Annotated in this window: 14 protein-coding genes and 1 pseudogene; 3 read left to right on the plus strand and 12 right to left on the minus strand. The window is 73.7% G+C overall.

Translation table 11 applies throughout. The annotated features are described in order from the left end of the window. Window positions 1-72 precede the first annotated feature (72 nt). Complete coding sequence (locus tag IG84_RS0126070) at window positions 73-477, minus strand: globin (protein WP_030249823.1); 405 nt, start codon at window positions 475-477, stop codon at window positions 73-75. Window positions 478-573: 96 nt separating this feature from the next. Between IG84_RS0126070 and IG84_RS0126075 the strand changes: the two genes are divergently transcribed. Beyond that, window positions 574-1611, plus strand: coding sequence for a methyltransferase domain-containing protein (locus tag IG84_RS0126075; protein WP_031062111.1), 1038 nt, complete (start codon window positions 574-576; stop codon window positions 1609-1611). 17 nt (window positions 1612-1628) lie between these two features. On the opposite strand, the gene IG84_RS0126080 is transcribed toward IG84_RS0126075, so the two are convergent. The 7 genes from IG84_RS0126080 to IG84_RS0126110 form a co-directional block, all read right to left on the minus strand. Next, a complete protein-coding gene (locus IG84_RS0126080) occupies window positions 1629-2975 on the minus strand; it encodes an FHA domain-containing protein (RefSeq protein WP_031062114.1) in 1347 nt (448 codons plus the stop codon). Between the two features lie 62 nt (window positions 2976-3037). Then, window positions 3038-4390: a VWA domain-containing protein gene (locus IG84_RS0126085; protein WP_031062116.1), complete on the minus strand. Its 1353-nt coding sequence runs from the start codon at window positions 4388-4390 to the stop codon at window positions 3038-3040. A gap of 148 nt (window positions 4391-4538) precedes the next feature. Beyond that, entirely contained in the window at window positions 4539-5798 is a 1260-nt protein-coding gene (locus IG84_RS0126090) for a protein phosphatase 2C domain-containing protein (protein ID WP_031062118.1), read from the minus strand. A 1-nt stretch (window position 5799) separates the two neighbouring features. Next, the gene (locus tag IG84_RS0126095) at window positions 5800-8421 is read right to left on the minus strand and encodes a tetratricopeptide repeat protein (RefSeq protein WP_031062120.1); all 2622 of its coding nucleotides are present in this window, start codon (window positions 8419-8421) and stop codon (window positions 5800-5802) included. Continuing rightward, on the minus strand, window positions 8418-9701 hold the full coding sequence (locus IG84_RS0126100) for a hypothetical protein (protein WP_031062122.1): 1284 nt from the start codon (window positions 9699-9701) through the stop codon (window positions 8418-8420). Before IG84_RS0126100 ends, IG84_RS0126095 begins: the two co-directional genes overlap by 4 nt. 61 nt (window positions 9702-9762) lie before the next feature. Continuing rightward, entirely contained in the window at window positions 9763-10752 is a 990-nt protein-coding gene (locus IG84_RS0126105; protein ID WP_078649436.1) for a glutamate ABC transporter substrate-binding protein, read from the minus strand. Window positions 10753-10769: 17 nt separating this feature from the next. Next, a complete protein-coding gene (locus IG84_RS0126110; RefSeq protein ID WP_031062126.1) occupies window positions 10770-12212 on the minus strand; it encodes a hypothetical protein in 1443 nt (480 codons plus the stop codon). Window positions 12213-12506: 294 nt separating this feature from the next. Between IG84_RS0126110 and IG84_RS0126115 the strand changes: the two genes are divergently transcribed. After that, window positions 12507-13193, plus strand: a complete 687-nt coding sequence (locus tag IG84_RS0126115; protein WP_037800894.1) for a FadR/GntR family transcriptional regulator — start codon at window positions 12507-12509, stop codon at window positions 13191-13193. A 16-nt stretch (window positions 13194-13209) separates the two neighbouring features. Here the strand turns inward: IG84_RS0126115 and IG84_RS0126120 are convergent, their stop codons facing one another. Then, window positions 13210-13776 carry a helix-turn-helix domain-containing protein gene (locus IG84_RS0126120; RefSeq protein WP_031062129.1) on the minus strand — a complete coding sequence of 189 codons (567 nt, stop codon included), beginning with the start codon at window positions 13774-13776 and terminating at the stop codon, window positions 13210-13212. A 47-nt stretch (window positions 13777-13823) separates the two neighbouring features. Here IG84_RS0126120 and IG84_RS0126125 point away from each other — a divergent pair, with 47 nt between their 5' ends. After that, complete coding sequence (locus IG84_RS0126125; RefSeq protein ID WP_031062131.1) at window positions 13824-14699, plus strand: class I SAM-dependent methyltransferase; 876 nt, start codon at window positions 13824-13826, stop codon at window positions 14697-14699. Between the two features lie 38 nt (window positions 14700-14737). On the opposite strand, the gene IG84_RS0126130 is transcribed toward IG84_RS0126125, so the two are convergent. From IG84_RS0126130 to IG84_RS0126140, 3 genes and pseudogenes are all read right to left on the minus strand, one after another. Further along, window positions 14738-15718: an N-acetylglucosamine kinase gene (locus IG84_RS0126130; protein ID WP_031062133.1), complete on the minus strand. Its 981-nt coding sequence runs from the start codon at window positions 15716-15718 to the stop codon at window positions 14738-14740. A gap of 185 nt (window positions 15719-15903) precedes the next feature. Continuing rightward, complete coding sequence (locus IG84_RS0126135; RefSeq protein WP_037800902.1) at window positions 15904-17172, minus strand: 6-phospho-beta-glucosidase; 1269 nt, start codon at window positions 17170-17172, stop codon at window positions 15904-15906. Between the two features lie 16 nt (window positions 17173-17188). After that, a pseudogene (locus IG84_RS0126140) lies at window positions 17189-18016 on the minus strand (carbohydrate ABC transporter permease); the annotation flags it as partial. Between the last annotated feature and the right edge of the window lie 7 nt (window positions 18017-18023).

Here is an 18023-nt window from a genome sequence, read left to right on the forward strand (position 1 = left end):
GCACCTGCATGGCATGAAAAGAGGCCGGGCCGCCCCCTGGGGGCGGCCCGGCCTCTGTCACATCGTGCGTGCTCAGCCCTCGCTGTTGACCATCGAAGCGGCCGCATACGTCAGGTAGTTCCACAGCTGCGTCTCGTGTTCGGGCGCCAGCTCCAGGGAGTCCACGGCGTCCCGCATGTGCCGCAGCCAGGCGTCGTGCGCCGCGCGGTCGACCGTGAAGGGCATGTGCCGCATCCGGAGCCGGGGGTGGCCGCGGCTGTCGCTGTACGTCCGGGGACCGCCCCAGTACTGCATGAGGAACAGCGCGAGGCGCTCCTCGGCCGGGCCGAGGTCCTCCTCCGGGTACATGGGCCGCAGCAGCGGGTCCTCCGCGACGCCCTGGTAGAAGCGGTGCACCAGACGCCGGAAGGTCTCCTCGCCACCGACCTGCTCGTAGAAGGTCTGCTCCTGAAGCGTGCCGCGCGGAATCTCGTTCACCCTTCCATGGTCTCAGACGTACCGGCCGAGTACGGGAGACGTAGGACCGGAAAGCCGGTAACGGCAGCACGGGCGGGTGCGTAGCACAGTGGAGGTATGAGCGGGAGCGGTACGGAGCCAAGGAGCGATCCGTACGCCGTCGAGGCCGCGGCGGCCCGGGCCGGGCTGGTGCGGCTGATCACCATGGGCGGCGGGCTGACGGATACGCGCTGGCGGGCGGCGTTCGCCGAGGTCCCCCGGCATCTCTTCGTGCCGGTGTACTACGTGGGCGTGGCCGGCGGGTACGAGCGGCGTGCGGCGGACCACCCCGATCCGGAGCGCCGGGATGAGTGGCTGCGCGGGGCGTACGCCGACAGCGCACTGGCCACGTACGTGCGCCACGGGGAGCTGGTCTCCTCCAGCAGCCAGCCGTCGCTGATGGCGGAGATGCTGGCCGCGCTGCGCGTCGAGGACGGCGACGAGGTACTGGAGATCGGCGCGGGCACGGGCTACAACGCGGCGCTGCTCGCGCACCGGCTCGGGGACGAGCGGGTCACCACGGTCGATCTGGACGAGGAGATCACCGGGCCGGCGCGGGAGCACCTGGCGGCGGCCGGGTACCGGCCCCTGGTGGTCACCGGGGACGGCGCGCTGGGCTGCCCGGAGCGGGCGCCGTTCGACCGGATCATGGCGACCTGCCAGTTGCCGTCCGTACCCCCGGCGTGGGTGGCGCAGTGCAGGACCGGCGGGCTGATCCTCACGCCGCTGGCCACGGGGCTGGTGCTGCTGCGGGTGACGGGTGAGGGGCGCGCGGAGGGACGGTTCCTGTCCACCCCGGCGTACTTCGTACGGCTGCGCAGCGCGGCCCCCGAGGGCGAATCCGATACCGAAGCCGGTCCCGCGTCTGAGGAGCGCGCCGAAGTGTGGGCCGCCACCGCGGAGCTGCCGCGCGAGGCGCTGCGCGACGAGCGGTTCCACTTCCTGCGCACGCTGAGCGCCGGGACGCTGGACCCGCGCGGCGCCTACGAGCTGTGGCGTGCCAAGCGCCGGCCGCACCGCTCGCGGTTCGGCGTGACGGTGGACGGGGACCGCCAGTGGGCGTGGCTGGACGCCCCCGACGGCCCCCACAGGTGGCCGCTGCCGGCCCGGGACTGACCCCGGGGCCGCAACGCTCAGCCCCGGCGGACCGTGATCGTCGTCCAGGCGCCGACGTGGACGCGGTCGCCTTCCTGGAGCGGGACCGGGACGTACGGCTGGATCGGGTCCTCGCCGCCGTTGACGGTCGTGCCGTTGGTGGAGTTCTGGTCCACCACCGCCCAGCCGCCGCCCGGCTGCTGCACCAGCATCGCGTGCTGGTGCGAGACGCCAGGGTCCTCCGGCGGGCGCGCCAGGTCGATGTCCGGCGACTCGCCCGTGCTGTGCCGGCGGCGGCCGATCGTGACCTGCTGCCCGTCGAGCGGGAGCTGCTGCTCGGGGGAGTAGGCGGGGAGGTTCAGGCCGGCCGCCTCGGGGCCGCTGCGGCCCATCATCGCCATGAAGTACTCACGGTCCGGAGCGATCACCGCGACCCAGCCGGCACCGGCCGGCGCGTGACCCGGAGCCTCGCCGCCCGGGGCCCACGGCTGCTCGCCGGTCTGCCCGTGCTGCGGCTGCTGCCCCTGCTGCGGGAACGGGGGCTGCGGCTGCTGCTCGTACTGGCCGGACTGCTGCTCGTACTGGCCGGGCGGCGCCGGGGGAGCGGACTGCTCGTACGGCGGGGGCGGTCCGGGCTGCTCGAAGGGACCCTGCGGCCCGGGGCCCTGCGGTCCGGGGCCCTGCGGTCCGGGGCCCTGCGGTCCGGGCGGCGCGTACGGGCCCTGCCCCTGCTGACCGGGCGGGACCGGCTGGCCGGGCGGGAACTGCTGACCGGGAGGGGCTGGCTGCGGGGGTGCCTGCTGGCCGCCGGGCGGCGGCAGCAGCCAGTCGTCGCCGCCCTGGGAGGGTGCCGGCTGCTGCGGGGGCTGCTGCTGCGGCGGACCCGGGTGGCCGTAGGGCGGGGGCGGGCCGCCGGGGTCGCCGAACGGCTGCTGCCCGGGGCCCAGCGGCTCGGCGGGGCGGTTCATCTGCGAGGGCCGCGAGCTCTGGTACTCGTACTGGTCCGGCGGGCCGGACTGGGGCGGGAAGCCGGGCGGCTGCGCGGACTGCGGCGCGGGCGCCCCGTACGACGCGGAGGTCGAGGAGTGCGTCAGGAAGTTGTACCGGCACCCCTCGCAGAACGGCGCCATGGCCTCGCGCGGCGTGCCGCACTGCGGGCACAGCTCGGACTGGCCGGTGTCGGGCCCGGGGGCATGCCCCGCGCCGGGCGGCGGGGACGGCGGCGGGAAGCCGTAGCCGCCCTGCTGCGGGGGCTGCTCGGCCGGGGCGCCGGGGAAGCCGGGGGGCGGGGGAGGCGGAGGAGCGACAGTGCCCGCCATGCGGTGGCCGCACACCTCGCACCAGTCTTCGGCCACTGACTGGTGGCCGTTCGGGCAGGTCGGCATGTCGGTATGTCCCCCTCCGTACCGTCTTCCAACGGTTTTACGTCTAGCTCGTCACTCGTTTGTCACTTTTTGACGCGAACTGTCTTGGTAGAGCGCGTTTCGAGCGTCATCTCGTCCGCTTCCGCGACCTTCGCCTTCAGCCGCACAGTACCGGTCACCGCGTCCACGACGTCCACCACCTTCGCAAGCAGTTTCGCAGTGTCCTCGTTCCCGGAGGCGCTCGCCAGTTGCACGGCCCGGCCCAGCCGGGCGGTCGCGCCGTCGACATCTCCGGACTTACGGGCATCCAGTCCCGACTGGATGGCCCGGGCCAGTTCCGCCTGTCCCGTGTAGTGCGCCACCTGTGGGTTGATCTGCGTCGATGCGGCCATGTCGGTCGTCCACACGGCCCGTACCAGGCCCTGCGCGAGCGTCCGGGGCGCGCCGCCACCGGGCGCAGGGAGCACCAGTGCCACCCGCGCGGCCAGCATCTCCTGGCCGACGCCGGCGTCCGGGACCCGTACGCACACGTGGTAGTCGCGGGACTCGTCGCCCCACGAGCCGGTCGGGTAGTCACCGGCCCGCGGCCCGGCCTCGGTGCGGCGGCCGGTGAGGTCCTCGACCGTCGGCGCGACCTGCTTCACGAACTGGATCTCGGCGCCCTGTGGCGTCCACACCCGCAGGGCCACGTCCGCGACCTCCTTGCCCATCGCGGTCTCCATCATCCGCGTGAAGTCCGCGGTCAGCCCGGCCGGATCGGCGACGATGTCGGCGCTGCCCAGCAGGGCCGAGGCGATGCCGGTGACCTCCTTGACCTCCCAGTCCGTGCCCACCCCGCGCGCGTCGCAGGTGAACCGCCCGGCACAGGCGTCCAGGGTGGCCCGCAGGTCCTCGGGCGACTCGTGTTCGTTGCGGCCGTCGGTGAGCAGGATGCCGTGCCGGATGGCCACGTCGGCGGAGTACAGCAGCCGGTCGGCCAGCCGCAGCCACGTGCCGATCGCCGTGCCGCCGCCCGACTTCAGCCGCCGCAGCGCCTCTTTGGCCTGGCCGCGGGTGGTGGGTGACGCCTGCGCGAGGCGGCCGCCGCCCGGGTAGACCTCGGCGGCCTGATGGGTCCCGGCGATCACCGCGAAGGCCACCCCGTCGCGCAGCGTGTCGATCGCCGCCGCGGTGGCGTCGCGGGCGTTGCGCATCTTGGTCGGCGGGTACTCCATCGAGCCGGAGGAGTCGACCATGATGACCACGGCGGCGTCCGGGGCGCCGCCCGGCGCGGGCTGCCCGGCGGCGTCGGCGAGCGGCCGGCCGCCGGAGGTGCCGCCGCCGGTGGCGGTGACCGTGGCGATGGCGTTCACCTCGCGCCCGCCCTCGGGGAGGTACTCGTTCTGGTACACCTCCACGGAGAACTGCGGGACCGTGGACTTCGAGAAGTTGGCCATCTCTTCCGCTCCTTGACGCTCCGTCGTGCTCGTCGGCATGCGGGCGGGCGGAAGTACCCCAGGCCGTCCCCCCGTCGGCACCTCCCCAGGTGCCGGACCGTTCTCCTGCGCCGATTGCGCAGACTGCGTTACGCGTTGCTGTGGTGACTCACGCCGATACTGCCCCGGCCACGGGGACCGGGAACGGCACCACGGCCACTGTTACGTTGTCGTGGCCCCCGCTGTCCAGAGCGTGGCGAACGAGGGTACGGGCGCTGTGCAGCGGGCGTTCACCCGCGTCCGGGGGCAGCAGCGCCGCCAGTTCGGCCGCCGCCTCGGTGTAGTTCCACAGACCGTCGGTGCACACCACGACCACACCCGGGCGGTCCGGCCGGAACGCGGCGGTGTGCGGCTGCAGTTCGTAGGCGTCGGCGCCCAGCCAGCCGGTGATGGCGTGGGCCCGTTCGTCGGAGTACGCCTCGGCCTCCGACATCAGGTTGTTCGCCACCATCTGTGCGGCCCAGGAGTCGTCCTCGGTGAGCCGGGCACCGGGCGCGGTGCGGTCGTCGGGGATCCAGTACGCGCGGCTGTCGCCGACCCAGCCGACGGTCAGCACCCCGGCGGCCGCGACGGCCGCGACGAGCGTGCAGGCCGGGGCGTTCTGCTGGCGGTACGGGTCGCGCGGGTGCTCGGGCTCCTCGGCGAGCGCGTCGACGGACTTGGCGGCGGCCAGGATCGCGTCGTGCATGGCCTGCTGCGGGTGCGCCTCCCGGGGCAGGGCCGCCAGCAGCGACTCGGCGGCCGTCTCGGCGGCGGCCTGCGACGCCTCGTCGGGCCGGGTCGCGGAGGAGACGCCGTCGCAGACCACGGCGAGCACCGCGGGGGAGCCGTCGGAGAGCGCGGTGTGGGCGACGGTGAAGAAGTCCTCGTTGCGGTGGTGGCGGTGGCCGCGGTCGCTGACGGCGGCGACCCGCTCCAGCTCGCGCTCGAAGTGGTCGCGCTCGCGGGGCTGGGCGTGGCCGCAGTGCTCGCAGTAGCCGTCCTGGTCGACGGTGCCGGTCCGGCAGGCCACGCACGTCTTGGCGGCGAAGGACTCACGGGGGTCGGCCGGGCCGTCCGCCCTCGCTGTCGCGCCGTCCGGACCGTCCGCGACCGGCGCCGCGCCGTCCGAGCCGTCAGCCACCGGCGCCGGGCTGTCGGCGCCGGCTTCGCCGCCAGAGCCGCGAGAGCTGTCCGAGCCGTCCGGGAGCCGGCTCTCGGGAGCGGGCGGCGGGGCCGCCCCGAAGGCCCCGGCCGCTCCGTACGCTCCGGCCGCCGTGCCGTCCGGCACCGCCGCGGAGACATCCGCGCCGCACACACCGCAGAAGTTGTCCCCCGGCTCCAGCGGCTCGGTGCATCCCGGGCACCGGGAAGGACCTGTCACTGCCATCTCACACCCACGTCCTGGGGCGGAAGCGGTTGGCCCGCTCCACCAGTTCGATCCTCTCATCACCGCGCTGAGCCAGCCTGGCGAGCAGCCGGCAGGACCGCTCCAGGCCGAAGCGCAGCCCGCGCTCGTCCACCTCGCAGCCGAGCAGCACGGGGACGGCCCCGGGCGTCGGCCGTTCCCCGGCGCGCCCGGACAGTACCCAGTCCAGCGCGCAGCCCAGTACCTCCGTCGTCAGTGTCTCGCGGCGCTGCGCGTCCAGCCCGAAGTCCGCCAGCCGCTCGATCTGCCGGGCCGCGGCCTGCAGGTCGGGCAGCAGCGGGTCGCTCGCCGGGCGCTGCCGGAGCCGGGCCCGTACCGCGGCGATGCGGGCCGCGGTGAAGTGGATCGAGGACTCCGGTACGGCCTCCAGGGCACGCACCGCGCCGCTGCGGTCACCGGCCGCGAGCCGCACCCGGGCCAGCCCGAACGCCGCGCTCACATAGCTGTGGTCGGTGGTCCACACCAGGTGGTAGTACTCGGCGGCGTTGTCGAGCTGCCCCAGTACCTCGGCGCAGACGCCCAGCGCCAGCTTGGGCGCGGGTTCCCCGGGGAACGCGTCGTACACCGCGTCGAAGGACAGCGCGGCGGTCTCCTTGTCGCCGGTGGCCAGGGCCACCAGGCCGCGGTACCAGACCACCCGCCAGTCCGTCGCCCAGTCGGCCAGCGGATCGGTCTCGACCTCCCGCAGCACCCGCTGTGCCAGTGACCCGTCGGCCATCTCCAGCCGGGCCCGCAGGTCGCGCAGGCGCAGCTCCAGGGAGTCGGCGGGCGCCGAGCGCAGCGCGACGACCAGTTCGACGGGGGCCGCGGCCAGCAGACCGGCCAGGAAACCCGCGTTCGGGTCGCCCGGGTCCACCCGCGGCACGGGCAGCGCGAGCACGGCGGCCGCGGTGTCCACGGGGCGCAGCACGGGGCCCGGGCTGCCGTATCCGGGAAGCGGGGAGATCTCGTACGACACCTGCGCCGGGACCGACGGCGTGGCCGGTGCGGCGCCCACCAGGCCCGCTGCCGGCGCCGTGCCCGGCAGCGCGGGCGGGGCCGCCTTCCTGCCGCGGCGGCCGCGCGGCAGGTCCACCCGTCCGCCCAGCAGCGAGGTGTCCCCGTCCACCGCCGGCATCAATTCGGTGTCGACCACTCGAAGTTCGGGCCCGAAAAGCTGCGACAGGGCGGGCCGCTGCTCGCCGGTCTGCAGCGCCACGACCTCGCGCAGCACGCCGGTGAGCTGCTCGGCCATCTCCTCGGCGGAGGAGAACCGGCGTGCCGGGTCGGGGTCGGTGGCCCGGACGAGCAGCCGGTAGAAGGACTCGTACCGGCGGAACACCTCGATGTGCTCGGGGTCCGGCAGCGAGTCCGCGAAAACGTTCGTGTAGCCCTGGAAGTCGAAGGTGAGGACGGCGAGGGTGCGCGCGACCGTGTACAGGTCGGAGGCGACGGACGGGCCGACCTCGGCGACCTCCGGCGCCTGGTACCCGACCGTGCCGTAGATCGCGCTCTCGTGGTCGTCCATCCTGCGGACCGCGCCCATGTCGATCAGCTTGAGCTGGTCGTTCTGCTGGATGGCGTTGTCGACCTTGAAGTCGCAGTAGAGCAGGTTGCGGCTGTGCAGATGGCCGAGGGCCTCCAGCGCCTCGATGCCGTACGCGCACGCCTGCTCGACCGGGAGCGGGTCGCGCCGTCCTTGCGGCGTGCGCCGCTCGTTGGCGATCTCCTTGAGGGACTTGCCGCCGACGTACTCCATGACGATGTAGCCGTCGAGGCTGCCGGTCGCCTGGTCGAGGTGCTCGACGAAGTTGTAGATGCGGACGATGTTGGAGTGCTCGATCTCGGCGAGGAAGCGGCGCTCGGAGACCGCGACCGCGAGCGCCTCCTCGTCGCCGGTGTCCAGCAGGCCCTTGAGCACCACCCACCGGTCGGAGACCGCGCGGTCCACCGCGAGGTAGATCCAGCCCAGCCCGCCGTGCGCGAGACACCCCGCGACCTCGTACTGGCCGTGCACGACGTCACCGGCCCGCAGCTTCGGCACAAAGCTGTACGGGTGGCCGCACTTGGTGCAGAAACCTTCCGTACGCCCCGGCCGCCCGCTGCGCGCCCGGCCCACCGGCGCCCCGCAGTCGCTGCGGCTGCAGAACCGCTTGCGCTCGGGGACCTCCGGGTTCTCCAGCACGACCGAGCGCGGATCGGGCCGCGGCACGTCCGGGACCGCCACCAGCCCGGCCCCCAGCCGCCCGCGCCCCGGACCCGAGCTCGACCCGGAGCCCTGCCCCGAACTGCCGCTGCGCACGGACACCGAGCGGGTCGACGGGCCGGACAGGGAGCGCGAGAGACGCCCGGAGACCGAGCGCCGGGAGCCGGCGGAGCGGGAGGAGGACGACGTACGCGCGCTGCCGGAGTTCTGCGAGCCGCCGGACCCGGAGGCGGCGCGGCCGGCGCCCGCGACGCCGGTCGGCGGCGAGGCCACCATGCCGGTCTCCGAGACGACCGGCGCCATGCCGCAGGTGTCGCAGTACAGTTCGCCGCCACCGACGTCCTCATAGCGGCCGCCGCACTCAGGCCGCTGGCAGGCGGCGTCCTTCTCACCCGTCATGACTCCCCCTCGCGGTCCGGCTGCCCGGCCGCCAGGGCCTCGGCCGCCGCCTGCTGGTAGCGCAGGACGGCGTGTTCGGCGGCGCGCAGGTCGCAGGGCGCGCTCCACAGCATCCGGCGGGCGATGTCGTACCGCTCGATCAGCAGCGGGTCCTCGGCCAGGCCGTGCCGCGCCGTCTTCGCCTTGTACGCGTCGAGCCGACCGCGCAGCTCGGCGCGGACGGCCAGCGGCGCGGTCACCGCGGTCAGCGACTCGCGGGCGCGCAGCAGCTCGTCCTCGGCGCGCTCCTCCAGGCTCTCCAGCAGCGGCGACAGCAGATGCCACTGGGCGCGTCTGCGGTACTCGGCGGCGGTGGCGAGCTGCTCGTGCAGGGCGGCCGACGGGCCCGAGACGGCCGGTACTTCGGACGCGGCGATCTTCGCCAGCACCTCGCCGCGCGCCTCCCGCGCCTCGGTGAGCGTGCGGTCAGCGCGCGAGAGCAGGTCGCGCACGAGCATCAGCCGCCGCTCGGCGTCCTGCCGCACCGCGAGGACCGCCTCGATCTCGCGCCGGACGTCCTCCAGGGCGCGGGCCGCGCGGTCGTACCGCTCGGTGTCCGGGCGGCCGCCGCCGGGCGCGGCGCTGGCGTCGGCGGCGGGCACCCAGAAGGCGAGCGGGTCGGTGAGCACCTCGGCGCGCAGCCGGGTCAGCTCGTCGGTGATCTGCTCTAGGTCGTCACCGGAGGGGTGCTCGCCGGGGCGGACGCCGACGGAGTGCGCGAGGGAGCGGGTGCGCCGCAGCTCGGCGGCGAGCAGGTCGATCCGGGCGGGCAGCGCGGTCCATACGGAGTCGGCGCTGACGATGACGTCCAGGGCGTGCGCGTACAGCCCGTTCATCCGGTCGACCAGCGCCTCCAGGCTGAGCTGTTCGCTGAGCTTGGTGAGGCTGCCGACGGCCGCGCCGCCGGAGACCGTGACGCCGTTGCCGCGCAGCATGTCGGTGAGGGTGGCCAGGTCCTCCTGGGAGAGCCAGCGGCGGCGGGCGCGCAGCTCACGGGCGGCCTCCAGCGCCGCGCTGTACGCCTCGAAGTGCGCCCAGAGCACCGTGATCCGCTGCTCGGCGGTGGCCCAGCGGTCCTTGGTGACGCCGGTCAGCTCGGCGCCCTCCAGGAGGCGGCGTCCTGCGTGGTCCTGCAGCGCGAGCAGCGAGGTCTCGATCGCTTCGTGCTCGGCGCCGAGCCTCGCGAGGGCGCGGTCCACCTCGTCGCGGCTCATGGCCGGGGCGGGTCCAGGGACCCCCATCGATCACCTCTCCAGAGTGCGTGCGGTGCGCTGCGGGCGGCCGGGCGTCCGGCCGGGCCTTTCAGTCGCTGTACTGGGGCGCCGGCGGCCCGGAGACGCCCGGCAGGTCGGCCTTGAGCCACTTGTCGTACGCGGTCGTCCAGGGGCTGTCGGCGCCGCCCGCGCGGTAGTCCTCCAGCACCTTGTTCACCCGCCGCACCAGGTCCTCGTCCTCCTTGTTCATGGCGACGCCGTACAGGTCCGTGCTGAACGGCTCGCCCTTGAGCTCCACGGCCGGGTCCTGCGCGGCCTGGCCGGCGGCCAGCGCGCTGTCCGTCACGACGGCGTCGGCCTCGCCCAACTGGAGCCGCACCAGGCAGTCGAGCTGGTTCGGCACGGTCATGACCGTCGCGCCGTGACTCTCACCGTCCAGTTCCTGCTCGCCCGTTGATCCCTTCGCCGTGCAGATCTTCTTTCCCCGCAGCGAGTCGTCGAACGCGTCGATCGACGACCTCTTGGGCGCGAGCACCTGCTGGCCGGCCTTGAAGTAGGCCGTGGAGAAGGCGACGTCCTCCTTGCGCTCGCAGTTGATCGTCATCGTCCGCACGACCATGTCCACCTTGCGCTGCTTCACGGCGTCGATGCGCTGGTTGGTGGGGATGGCGCGGTACACGATGTCCGGGTCCGGCCCGAGGATGTCCTTGGCGATGGCCTTCGCCAGGTCGATGTCGAAGCCGATGAGGTTCCTGGGGTTGTCCGGGTCCCGGTAGCCCCAGCGGTAGCTGTTCTGGTCGACGCCCACGACCAGCCGGCCCGCCTTCTTGATCCGCTTCACCGCGTCGCCGTCGGCGGAGGAGGGCCGCAGGCTCTCCGCCGCGTTCGCCTCCGTGCAGCCCGCGGCGGCGGGCGCGGCCGACGCGGCGCGCGGCGGCGAGGGCAGCGGCGGGTCGTGCGGCACGGCGGGGCCGCTGCTGAGCACCGGCACCAGCACCGCGGCGGCCGCGGCCATCACGCCCATGCCGGCGGCCACCGGAGCCAGTGCTGACCCGAGGTCCGCCATTCGCGCGCGCATGCTCATCCCCGCCCTCGTCACCGGTACTCCGACAGCCTGCGGCCGATGCCCAGCACCGCGCCGGCCGCCGCCAGTACGACCAGCACCGCCGCCCCCACGGCGAGCCCGTCCAGCGCGTGCCGGCCGCCCCGCGCCGCGTCGTGGAACTCGGTCTGCTCGTGCTTGAGCGCCTGCTTCAGCGCCGCGTCCACCTTGTCGAAGGACTCCTTCGTGGGCCGGTCCTTCCCGATCACCTTCGCCAGCGCGCCTTCGTAGTCGCCCTGGTCGTTCTCCGCGCGCGCTTCGGTGTGCCGCGCGCGCCACTCCCGTACGTTCGCCAGCGCCTCCTGCACCGGCTCGCGGCCCTCCGCGTCGTCCGCCAGCGCCAGCGCCTCCGCCAGCTTGCCGCCCGCCCGGTCCTCGGCGCCCTCCCCGTCACCCGCCAGCGTCTTCATCCCGGCGGCGTACTCGACCTCGTAGAAGTCCCGCTGGTCCGCGGTCACCTTGCCGCCGCGCGCCACCAGCGTGAGGTTCTCGTCGCCGCGCGCCTGCAGCGTCGCGATCCGCGCCTCGTTGAGCACCCGCAGGGACTTCGCGCCGTGCTCGATGGAGTCGTCGAGCCCCGCGCGTGCGATGGCGTGCCCGCCCGCCATCCACAGGAGGACGCCCACGGAGGCGGTGGTGGCGATCAGCAGTCCCTGGTTGAACACCCGGTTCGTACGCCGGTAGTTGCGGCGCTGCGCCCAGCCGAGCGCGCCGGTCGCCAGCACGCCGGCGGCCAGCGCGACCCAGGGCCAGGCCCTGGCGTCCTCGTAGTCGGCGTCGAGCCGCGCGGTCTCGGCGTCGTAGAGCTGCCGCGCTGCGGGCAGGAGTTGGGTACGCATCTGATTGTTGGCGTACTGGAGGTACGCGCCGCCCACCGGCAGGCCCTGCCGGTTGTACATCCGCGCCGTCTCCACCAGACCCGTGTACCGCGGCAGGCCGTCGTTCAGCCGCTCGATCCGGTCCCGGGCCGTCTGCGAGCCCCGGGAGTTGGCGGAGGCGCGGACCAGCAGCCTGGCGGCGGTGGAGATGTCCTCCTTGTAGCGCCGACGGCTGGCCGCGCTCTCCCGGTCGCCGGCCAGGAAACCGCCGGCCGCCGTGGTGTCGGCGTCCGCCAGCGAGCGGTAGATGTCGGCCGCGTCCCGGCTCAGCGGCTGGCTGCTCCCCAGGACGTCGTCGGCGGCGGCCGACCGGTCCGCCACCTGCCAGGCCGTCATGGCGCCGAAGAGCACGACCAGCGCGGCCAGTACGGCACCGATGAAGCGCAGCCGGCCCGGCTCGGTGAGCATGGCGGCGCGCAGCCGTCGCAGCGCCTCGGTCCATACGGCGCGCTCGCCGGACGGCGGCGGCGGAGCGGACGGTTCCGGTGCGGCCGCGTCCGGTCCGGGGGCCGCTGCGGGCGCGGGTGGTGCCGCGCTGCCGGTCGGCGGATATGACACGGAACCTCCCCCTCGGTCGCTGGCCGTGCCCCGCGGCCCGCGCCGCGGGCAGGGGTGCACCGCCAGCAGTATGGCTGCAGGGACCGACAACCACACCGGTATTGCCTGGATCTTGTTCGTATTGCGATCTCGTTCGAGCCCCGTGGCCAGGCCCCACACCTCGCGCCCCCGTTGCCCCTCTTCACGCATTCGTACGGTGTTCGGTTCCGCGGCTTCACCGAAGGGGCAGCCGGGGGCCGGCCGGGCTGACTAGAGTTGCCTGACGTCAGGTGACCTGGGAAATGGAGCGGTACGGTGCGGACGATACGCAGGGTGTCGCTGGTGGAGACCGCGACCGACGAGATCCGGGAACAGATCCTCAAGGGGGTCTGGCCGGTGGGCAGCCGCATCCCGCCCGAGAGCGCCCTCTCCGAGACGCTGCAGGTCAGCCGGGCCTCCGTACGGGAGGCCATCCGCGCCCTCGTGCACTCCGGACTGCTGGAGACCCGGCAGGGCGACGGCACGTTCGTCCTCTCCGACGACGACAGCGCGGTGGCGCTCCGCCGCCGCCTGGAGCGCGCCGAGCTGACCCATGTCACGCAGGTCAGGCAGGGTCTGGACGTGATCGCGGCGCGGCAGGCGGCACGGCACCGCACGGACGCCCAGCTCGCCGCGATAGAGGCGGCGCTGGCCCGGCGCCGGGCGGCGCTCGCGGCCCACGAGGACGAGGCGTTCACCGCCGCCGACGCCGACTTCCACGTCCTGGTCGCCGAGGCCAGCGCCAATCCCGTACTGGCCGACATCTACCGCTCGCTGAGCACCGCCCTCCGTGCGGAGCTGCGCCGCGCCGCCTGCCTGGACACCGCGACGGCAGCGCCCACCGACCCGCACCACGTCCTCGTCGAGGCGATCCGGGAGCGGGACCAGGCGGCCGCGGTGGACGCCGCGGTGAAGCTGCTCGCCGGTCACGTACGGGATCTGGCGCTGCCGCTGGACGACTGACCGTCTGCCGGACGGTTCAGTGGGCGGATCGCAGGTGGGTGCGCTGTCCGTCGTGGTCGAAGATGCCGAGGATCTCCGCCGGGCCGCCCTGGGCGCCGAAGGCGTGCGGGACCATGGTGGAGAACTCGGCCGCCTGCCCTTCCTCGACGACGATCCTGCGGTCCCCGAGCAGCAGGACGACGGTCCCGGACAGCACGGTGAACCAGTCCTGCCCCGGGTGGGCCTTGAGCGCGCCGCTGCCGGTCGGGGCCGGCTCCGTGAGGCGCAGCCTGGCGACGGTGACGCCGGGGTCCCGCTTCAGCATCCAGGTGGTCAGCCCGCGTGCCGCGTGGTGCTGCGGCCTGATGATCACGTCGTCGGTGGCGGACTCCACGAGCTGGTCCAGCGTGGCGCCCAGGGCCCGGGCGATCGCGGTCAGCTGGTCCAGGCTGATCCGCCGGTGGCCCGTTTCGATGCGGCTCAGCGTGGAGGGGCTCAGGTAACAACGGGCGGCCAGATCGTCGAGCGACCAGCCCATCGCGACCCTCAGTCCCCTGATCCGCTTGCGCACGAGGACGTCGAGATCCTCATCTTCTTGCGTCATACGCAATATGGTATGTCGACAGCGCAAGGCGCTCTTAGAGTCGAGACATGGCACCCCACGCGCATCAGCCCCAGCGACACCATCAGCACCACCCTTCCGAACACCATGAGCCGTTCGTCGCCGAGCTGCTCGATCTGGAAGGCGACGTCCTGCACGCGCACCTCACCGAGGTGACCGGCCGGCTGGCGGACCTGACCGCGGACCGGCCCGTGCGCCGGATTCTGGACCTGGGCAGCGGGACCGGTACCGGTACCTTCGCGCTGCTCCGGCGCTTCGAGGACGCCGAGGCGGTCGCCGTCGACGCCTCTCCGCGGCTCCTGCACCACCTCGAGGGCCGGGCCCGCGAGCTCGGCGTGGCGGATCGGGTGCGCACCGTCGAGGCCGACCTGGACGCGGCGTGGCCGGACTTCGGCGGCGTGGACCTGGTGTGGGCGTCGGGGGCCCTGCATCACATGAGCGACCCCGACCGTACGCTGCGCGAGGTGTTCGCGGCGCTCGCCCCGGGCGGGGTGCTGGCCGTGATCGAGATGGCCGGCGTCCCGTACTTCCTGCCGCACGATCTCGGCATCGGGCGCCCGGGGCTCGAAGCCCGCTGCCGTGCCGCGCTGGCCGGCGGGCACGCCGAGGCGATGCCGCACCGGGGGGCCGACTGGGGGCCGCTGCTGTCCCGGGCCGGGTTCGCCATCGAGGCCGAGTGCCCGTACACCGTCGAGCCGGCACCCCCGCTGCCCGAGGCCACCGGCCGGTACGCCCGGGCGACGCTGAGCCGCATGCGGAACGCGCTCGACGGCCGGGCCGACGCCGACGACCTGGCCACGCTCGACGCCCTCCTCGACAGCGACGGACCGCACAGCGTCCTGCACCGCGACGACCTCACCGTCCGCACCGAGCGCACGGTGTGGGCCGCTCGGCGTCCGGCGTGATCAGCATCAGTCGTGAGCTGCGTCAGTCGTGATCGGCGTCAGGCGTAATGGGCGCGCAGGCGGGCGTACGCAGTGTCCGGCGCGCCCGTCTCGTCCAGTGCCAGCAGGCCGGCGCCGAGTACCGGGGGAGCGGTGACCACCTCCGGCACCGCCTTCGGGGCGCGCTCGGCGAGCAGCGCGAGCACCGCCTCGTGCAGCACCGGGTGGCGCGCCGCCAGTACGCCGCCGCCGAGGACCACCGGCACCGGCTCGTCCAGCAGGTCCAGGCGGCGCAGCGCGACCGTGGCCATGAGGACGATCTCCTCGGCCTGGCGCGCCACGAGGGCCCTCGCCACCTCGTCCCCCTCGGCGGCCACCGCGAAGAGCACCGGTACCAGTTCGTGGCGGCGCTCGGCCGGTACGTCCCCCAGGTGCAGCGCCTCGATCAGCTCCGGCATCCCGGGCAGCCCGAAGTGGGCCGGCAGCCGGTCCGCGAGGGCGCTGGGCGCGCCCCGCCCGTCCTCGGCCCGCGCCGCCCACCACAGCGCCTCCTCGGCGAGGTGCCCGCCGCCGCCCCAGTCGCCGGAGATGCGCCCGATGGCGGGGAAGCGCGCGGTACGGCCGTCGGGGCCGAGCCCCGAGCAGTTGATCCCGGCTCCGCAGACCACCGCGACGCCGGTGTGCGGGCCGCCGTCCGGCAGCCCGGCCCGCAGCAGCGCGAAGGTGTCGTTGGCGACGGTCACGGTGTCCGCCCAGCCACGCGCCGACAGCAGGGCGGCCAGCCGCTCTTCCTCCACGGGCAGGTCGGCGTTGGCCAGGCAGGCCGACAGATGGCGTACCCGGCCGGCGCCCGCCTGCGCCAGGCCCCTCTGTGCCAGGCCCGCCTGCGCCAGGGCGGCCTCGACGAGCTCGGCGAGCCCGGCCACGGCCCGGTCAGCGCCGACCGCGGGCGGCCGGAAGCCGCCGCCGCGGGCCGCGCCGAGCACCGCCCCGTCGGCGCCGAGCACGGCCACGTCCGTCTTGCTGTTCCCCGCGTCCACGGCGAGGAGCGCGGCCCCGCACGAGACGTTCTCGCGCCGCCTCCCTTGGGTAACCCCCTGCTGGGGGGACGAGGTAGTTCGATTCGCCCCGTAAGCGCGCGGCCCTGGGCGCGCCGCCCGGCCCTCGCGCCCCTCGCCCCCGGCCCGCGCCCGGTCCGCCGAGCCCGCCCCGTTGGGTCCCCCGTTCAAGCCCACGCCAGATGCTCCCGGTTGTGCGCGAGCAGTTCGTCGGTCAGTCGGTCCGCGTAGTCGATCTGGCCGATGAGGGGATGGGCGAGCAGCGCCTCGAAGACGCGGTCCCGGCCGCCCTTCAGGGCCGCCTCCAGCGCCAGGTGTTCGTACGCCGTGACGTTCGCGATCAAACCGGCGTACAACGGCTCCAGCGGGCGTACAGGCACCGGTACCGCGCCCCGGGCGTCCACCGTGGCCGGTACCTCGATCACCGCGTCGTCCGGCAGGAACGGCAGCGTCCCGTTGTTCAGCACGTTCACCACCTGCACGTCCCCGCCCTCCTCGGAATGACGCGTCCGCAGCAGCGAGGACGTCAGCGCGACGGCCGCCTCCGAGTAGAACGCGCCGCCCCGCTTGCCCAGCAGCTCCGGCTTCTCGTCCAGCGCCGGATCGCCGTACATCCGCAGCAGTTCCCACTCCATCGCCGCGACCTCGGCGGCGCGGGACGGCTTGGTGCGCAGCTCCCGTACGACCGCGTCGTGCTGGTAGTAGTACCGCAGGTAGTACGAGGGGACCACGCCGAGGCGCTCGACCAGGGTGCGCGGCATGTGCAGGTCGGCGGCGATCGTGTCGCCGTGCTCGGCGATCAGCTTCGGCAGCACGTCCTCGCCGCCGACGCGCACGGCCCGCTCCCAGGTCAGATGGTTCAGCCCGACGTGTTCGAGCTGTACGTCCTGCGGCGCCACGTCCAGCAGCCGCGCGAACTTCCGCTGGAACCCGATCGCCACGTTGCACAGTCCGACGGCCTTGTGCCCGGCGGTGAGCAGCGCCCGCGTCACGATCCCGACCGGGTTGGTGAAGTCCACGATCCAGGCGTCCGGATTCCGCCGCCGTACCCGCTCCGCGATGTCCAGCACCACCGGCACCGTACGCAGCGCCTTGGCGAGCCCGCCCGCGCCCGTCGTCTCCTGGCCCACGCACCCGCACTCCAGCGGCCAGGTCTCGTCCTCGTTGCGCGCCGCCTGTCCGCCGACCCGCAACTGGAGCAGTACCGCGTCCGCGCCGTCCACCCCGGCATCCAGGTCGCCCGTCCAGCGGATCCGGCCCGGGTGGCCCTGCCGGGCGAAGATCCGCCTGGCCAGCCCGCCGACCAGCTCCAGGCGCTCGGCGGCCGGATCGATCAGGACGAGTTCGTCCACCGGCAGCACATCGCGCAACCGCGCGAAACCGTCGATGAGTTCGGGGGTGTAGGTCGATCCGCCGCCGACCACCGCAAGCTTGATACCTGTCATCAGTTCCTCAGCCCTTGACCCCTGTGAGAGTGACGCCTTCGACGAAGGCGCGCTGCGCGAAGAAGAAAACGACGATCACCGGAGCCATGACCAGCAGCGTCGCCGCCATGGTGAGGTTCCAGTCGACCATGTGGGCGCTCTTGAACGTCTCCAGTCCGTACGAGAGCGTCCATGCGCCCGGATTCTGCGCGGCATAGATCTGCGGCCCGAAGTAGTCGTTCCAGCAGTAGAAGAACTGGAAGAGCGCGACGGCCGCGATGCCGGGCTTCGCCATCGGCACGACGATCCGCAGCAGCGTCCGCAGCTCCCCGCACCCGTCCACCCGCGCCGACTCCAGGTACTCCTTCGGGATCGTCAGCAGGAACTGCCGCAGCAGGAAGATGGAGTACGCGTCCCCGAACGCCATGGGGATGATCAGCGGCCACAGCGACCCCGAGAGATGGAACTGCTGGGCCCACACCAGGTACATCGGCACCACGATGACCTGAGGCGGCAGCATCATCGTCGAGATCACCAGCAGCATCGCCGTCCGCCGCCCGCGGAAGCGGAACTTGGCCAGCGCGTACGCGACCGGGAGGGACGAGCACACCGTGAACACCGTGCCCAGCACCGCGTACGTCAGCGAGTTCCGCCACCAGTCCAGGAAGCCCGGCGTGGTGAACACCTGCACGTAGTTGGACCAGTGCCACTCGTGCGGCCACAGATCGCCGCTCATCGCCTGCCCGTCGCCCATCACCGAGGTCAGGAAGACGAAGACGAAGGGGAGGAGGAAGAAGAGCGCGGCGGCGACGGCCACGGAGTGCACCGCGATCCAGTGGAGGAGGCGCTTTCTGCGGATCATG

Origin of the sequence: Streptomyces ochraceiscleroticus, assembly GCF_000720485.1 — a bacterium.
Taxonomy (GTDB): Bacteria; Actinomycetota; Actinomycetes; order Streptomycetales; family Streptomycetaceae; genus Streptomyces; species Streptomyces ochraceiscleroticus.

Excerpts from the sequence above, each read along its gene's own strand:
- IG84_RS0126090 (WP_031062118.1), bottom strand. The coding sequence starts at position 5,798 with ATGGCAGTGACAGGTCCTTCCCGGTGCCCGGGATGCACCGAGCCGCTG.
- IG84_RS0126075 (WP_031062111.1), top strand. The coding sequence starts at position 574 with ATGAGCGGGAGCGGTACGGAGCCAAGGAGCGATCCGTACGCCGTCGAG.
- IG84_RS0126085 (WP_031062116.1), bottom strand. The coding sequence starts at position 4,390 with ATGGCCAACTTCTCGAAGTCCACGGTCCCGCAGTTCTCCGTGGAGGTG.
- IG84_RS0126125 (WP_031062131.1), top strand. The coding sequence starts at position 13,824 with ATGGCACCCCACGCGCATCAGCCCCAGCGACACCATCAGCACCACCCT.
- IG84_RS0126120 (WP_031062129.1), bottom strand. The coding sequence starts at position 13,776 with ATGACGCAAGAAGATGAGGATCTCGACGTCCTCGTGCGCAAGCGGATC.
- IG84_RS0126095 (WP_031062120.1), bottom strand. The coding sequence starts at position 8,421 with ATGACGGGTGAGAAGGACGCCGCCTGCCAGCGGCCTGAGTGCGGCGGC.
- IG84_RS0126080 (WP_031062114.1), bottom strand. The coding sequence starts at position 2,975 with ATGCCGACCTGCCCGAACGGCCACCAGTCAGTGGCCGAAGACTGGTGC.
- IG84_RS0126100 (WP_031062122.1), bottom strand. The coding sequence starts at position 9,701 with ATGGGGGTCCCTGGACCCGCCCCGGCCATGAGCCGCGACGAGGTGGAC.
- IG84_RS0126105 (WP_078649436.1), bottom strand. The coding sequence starts at position 10,752 with ATGCGCGCGCGAATGGCGGACCTCGGGTCAGCACTGGCTCCGGTGGCC.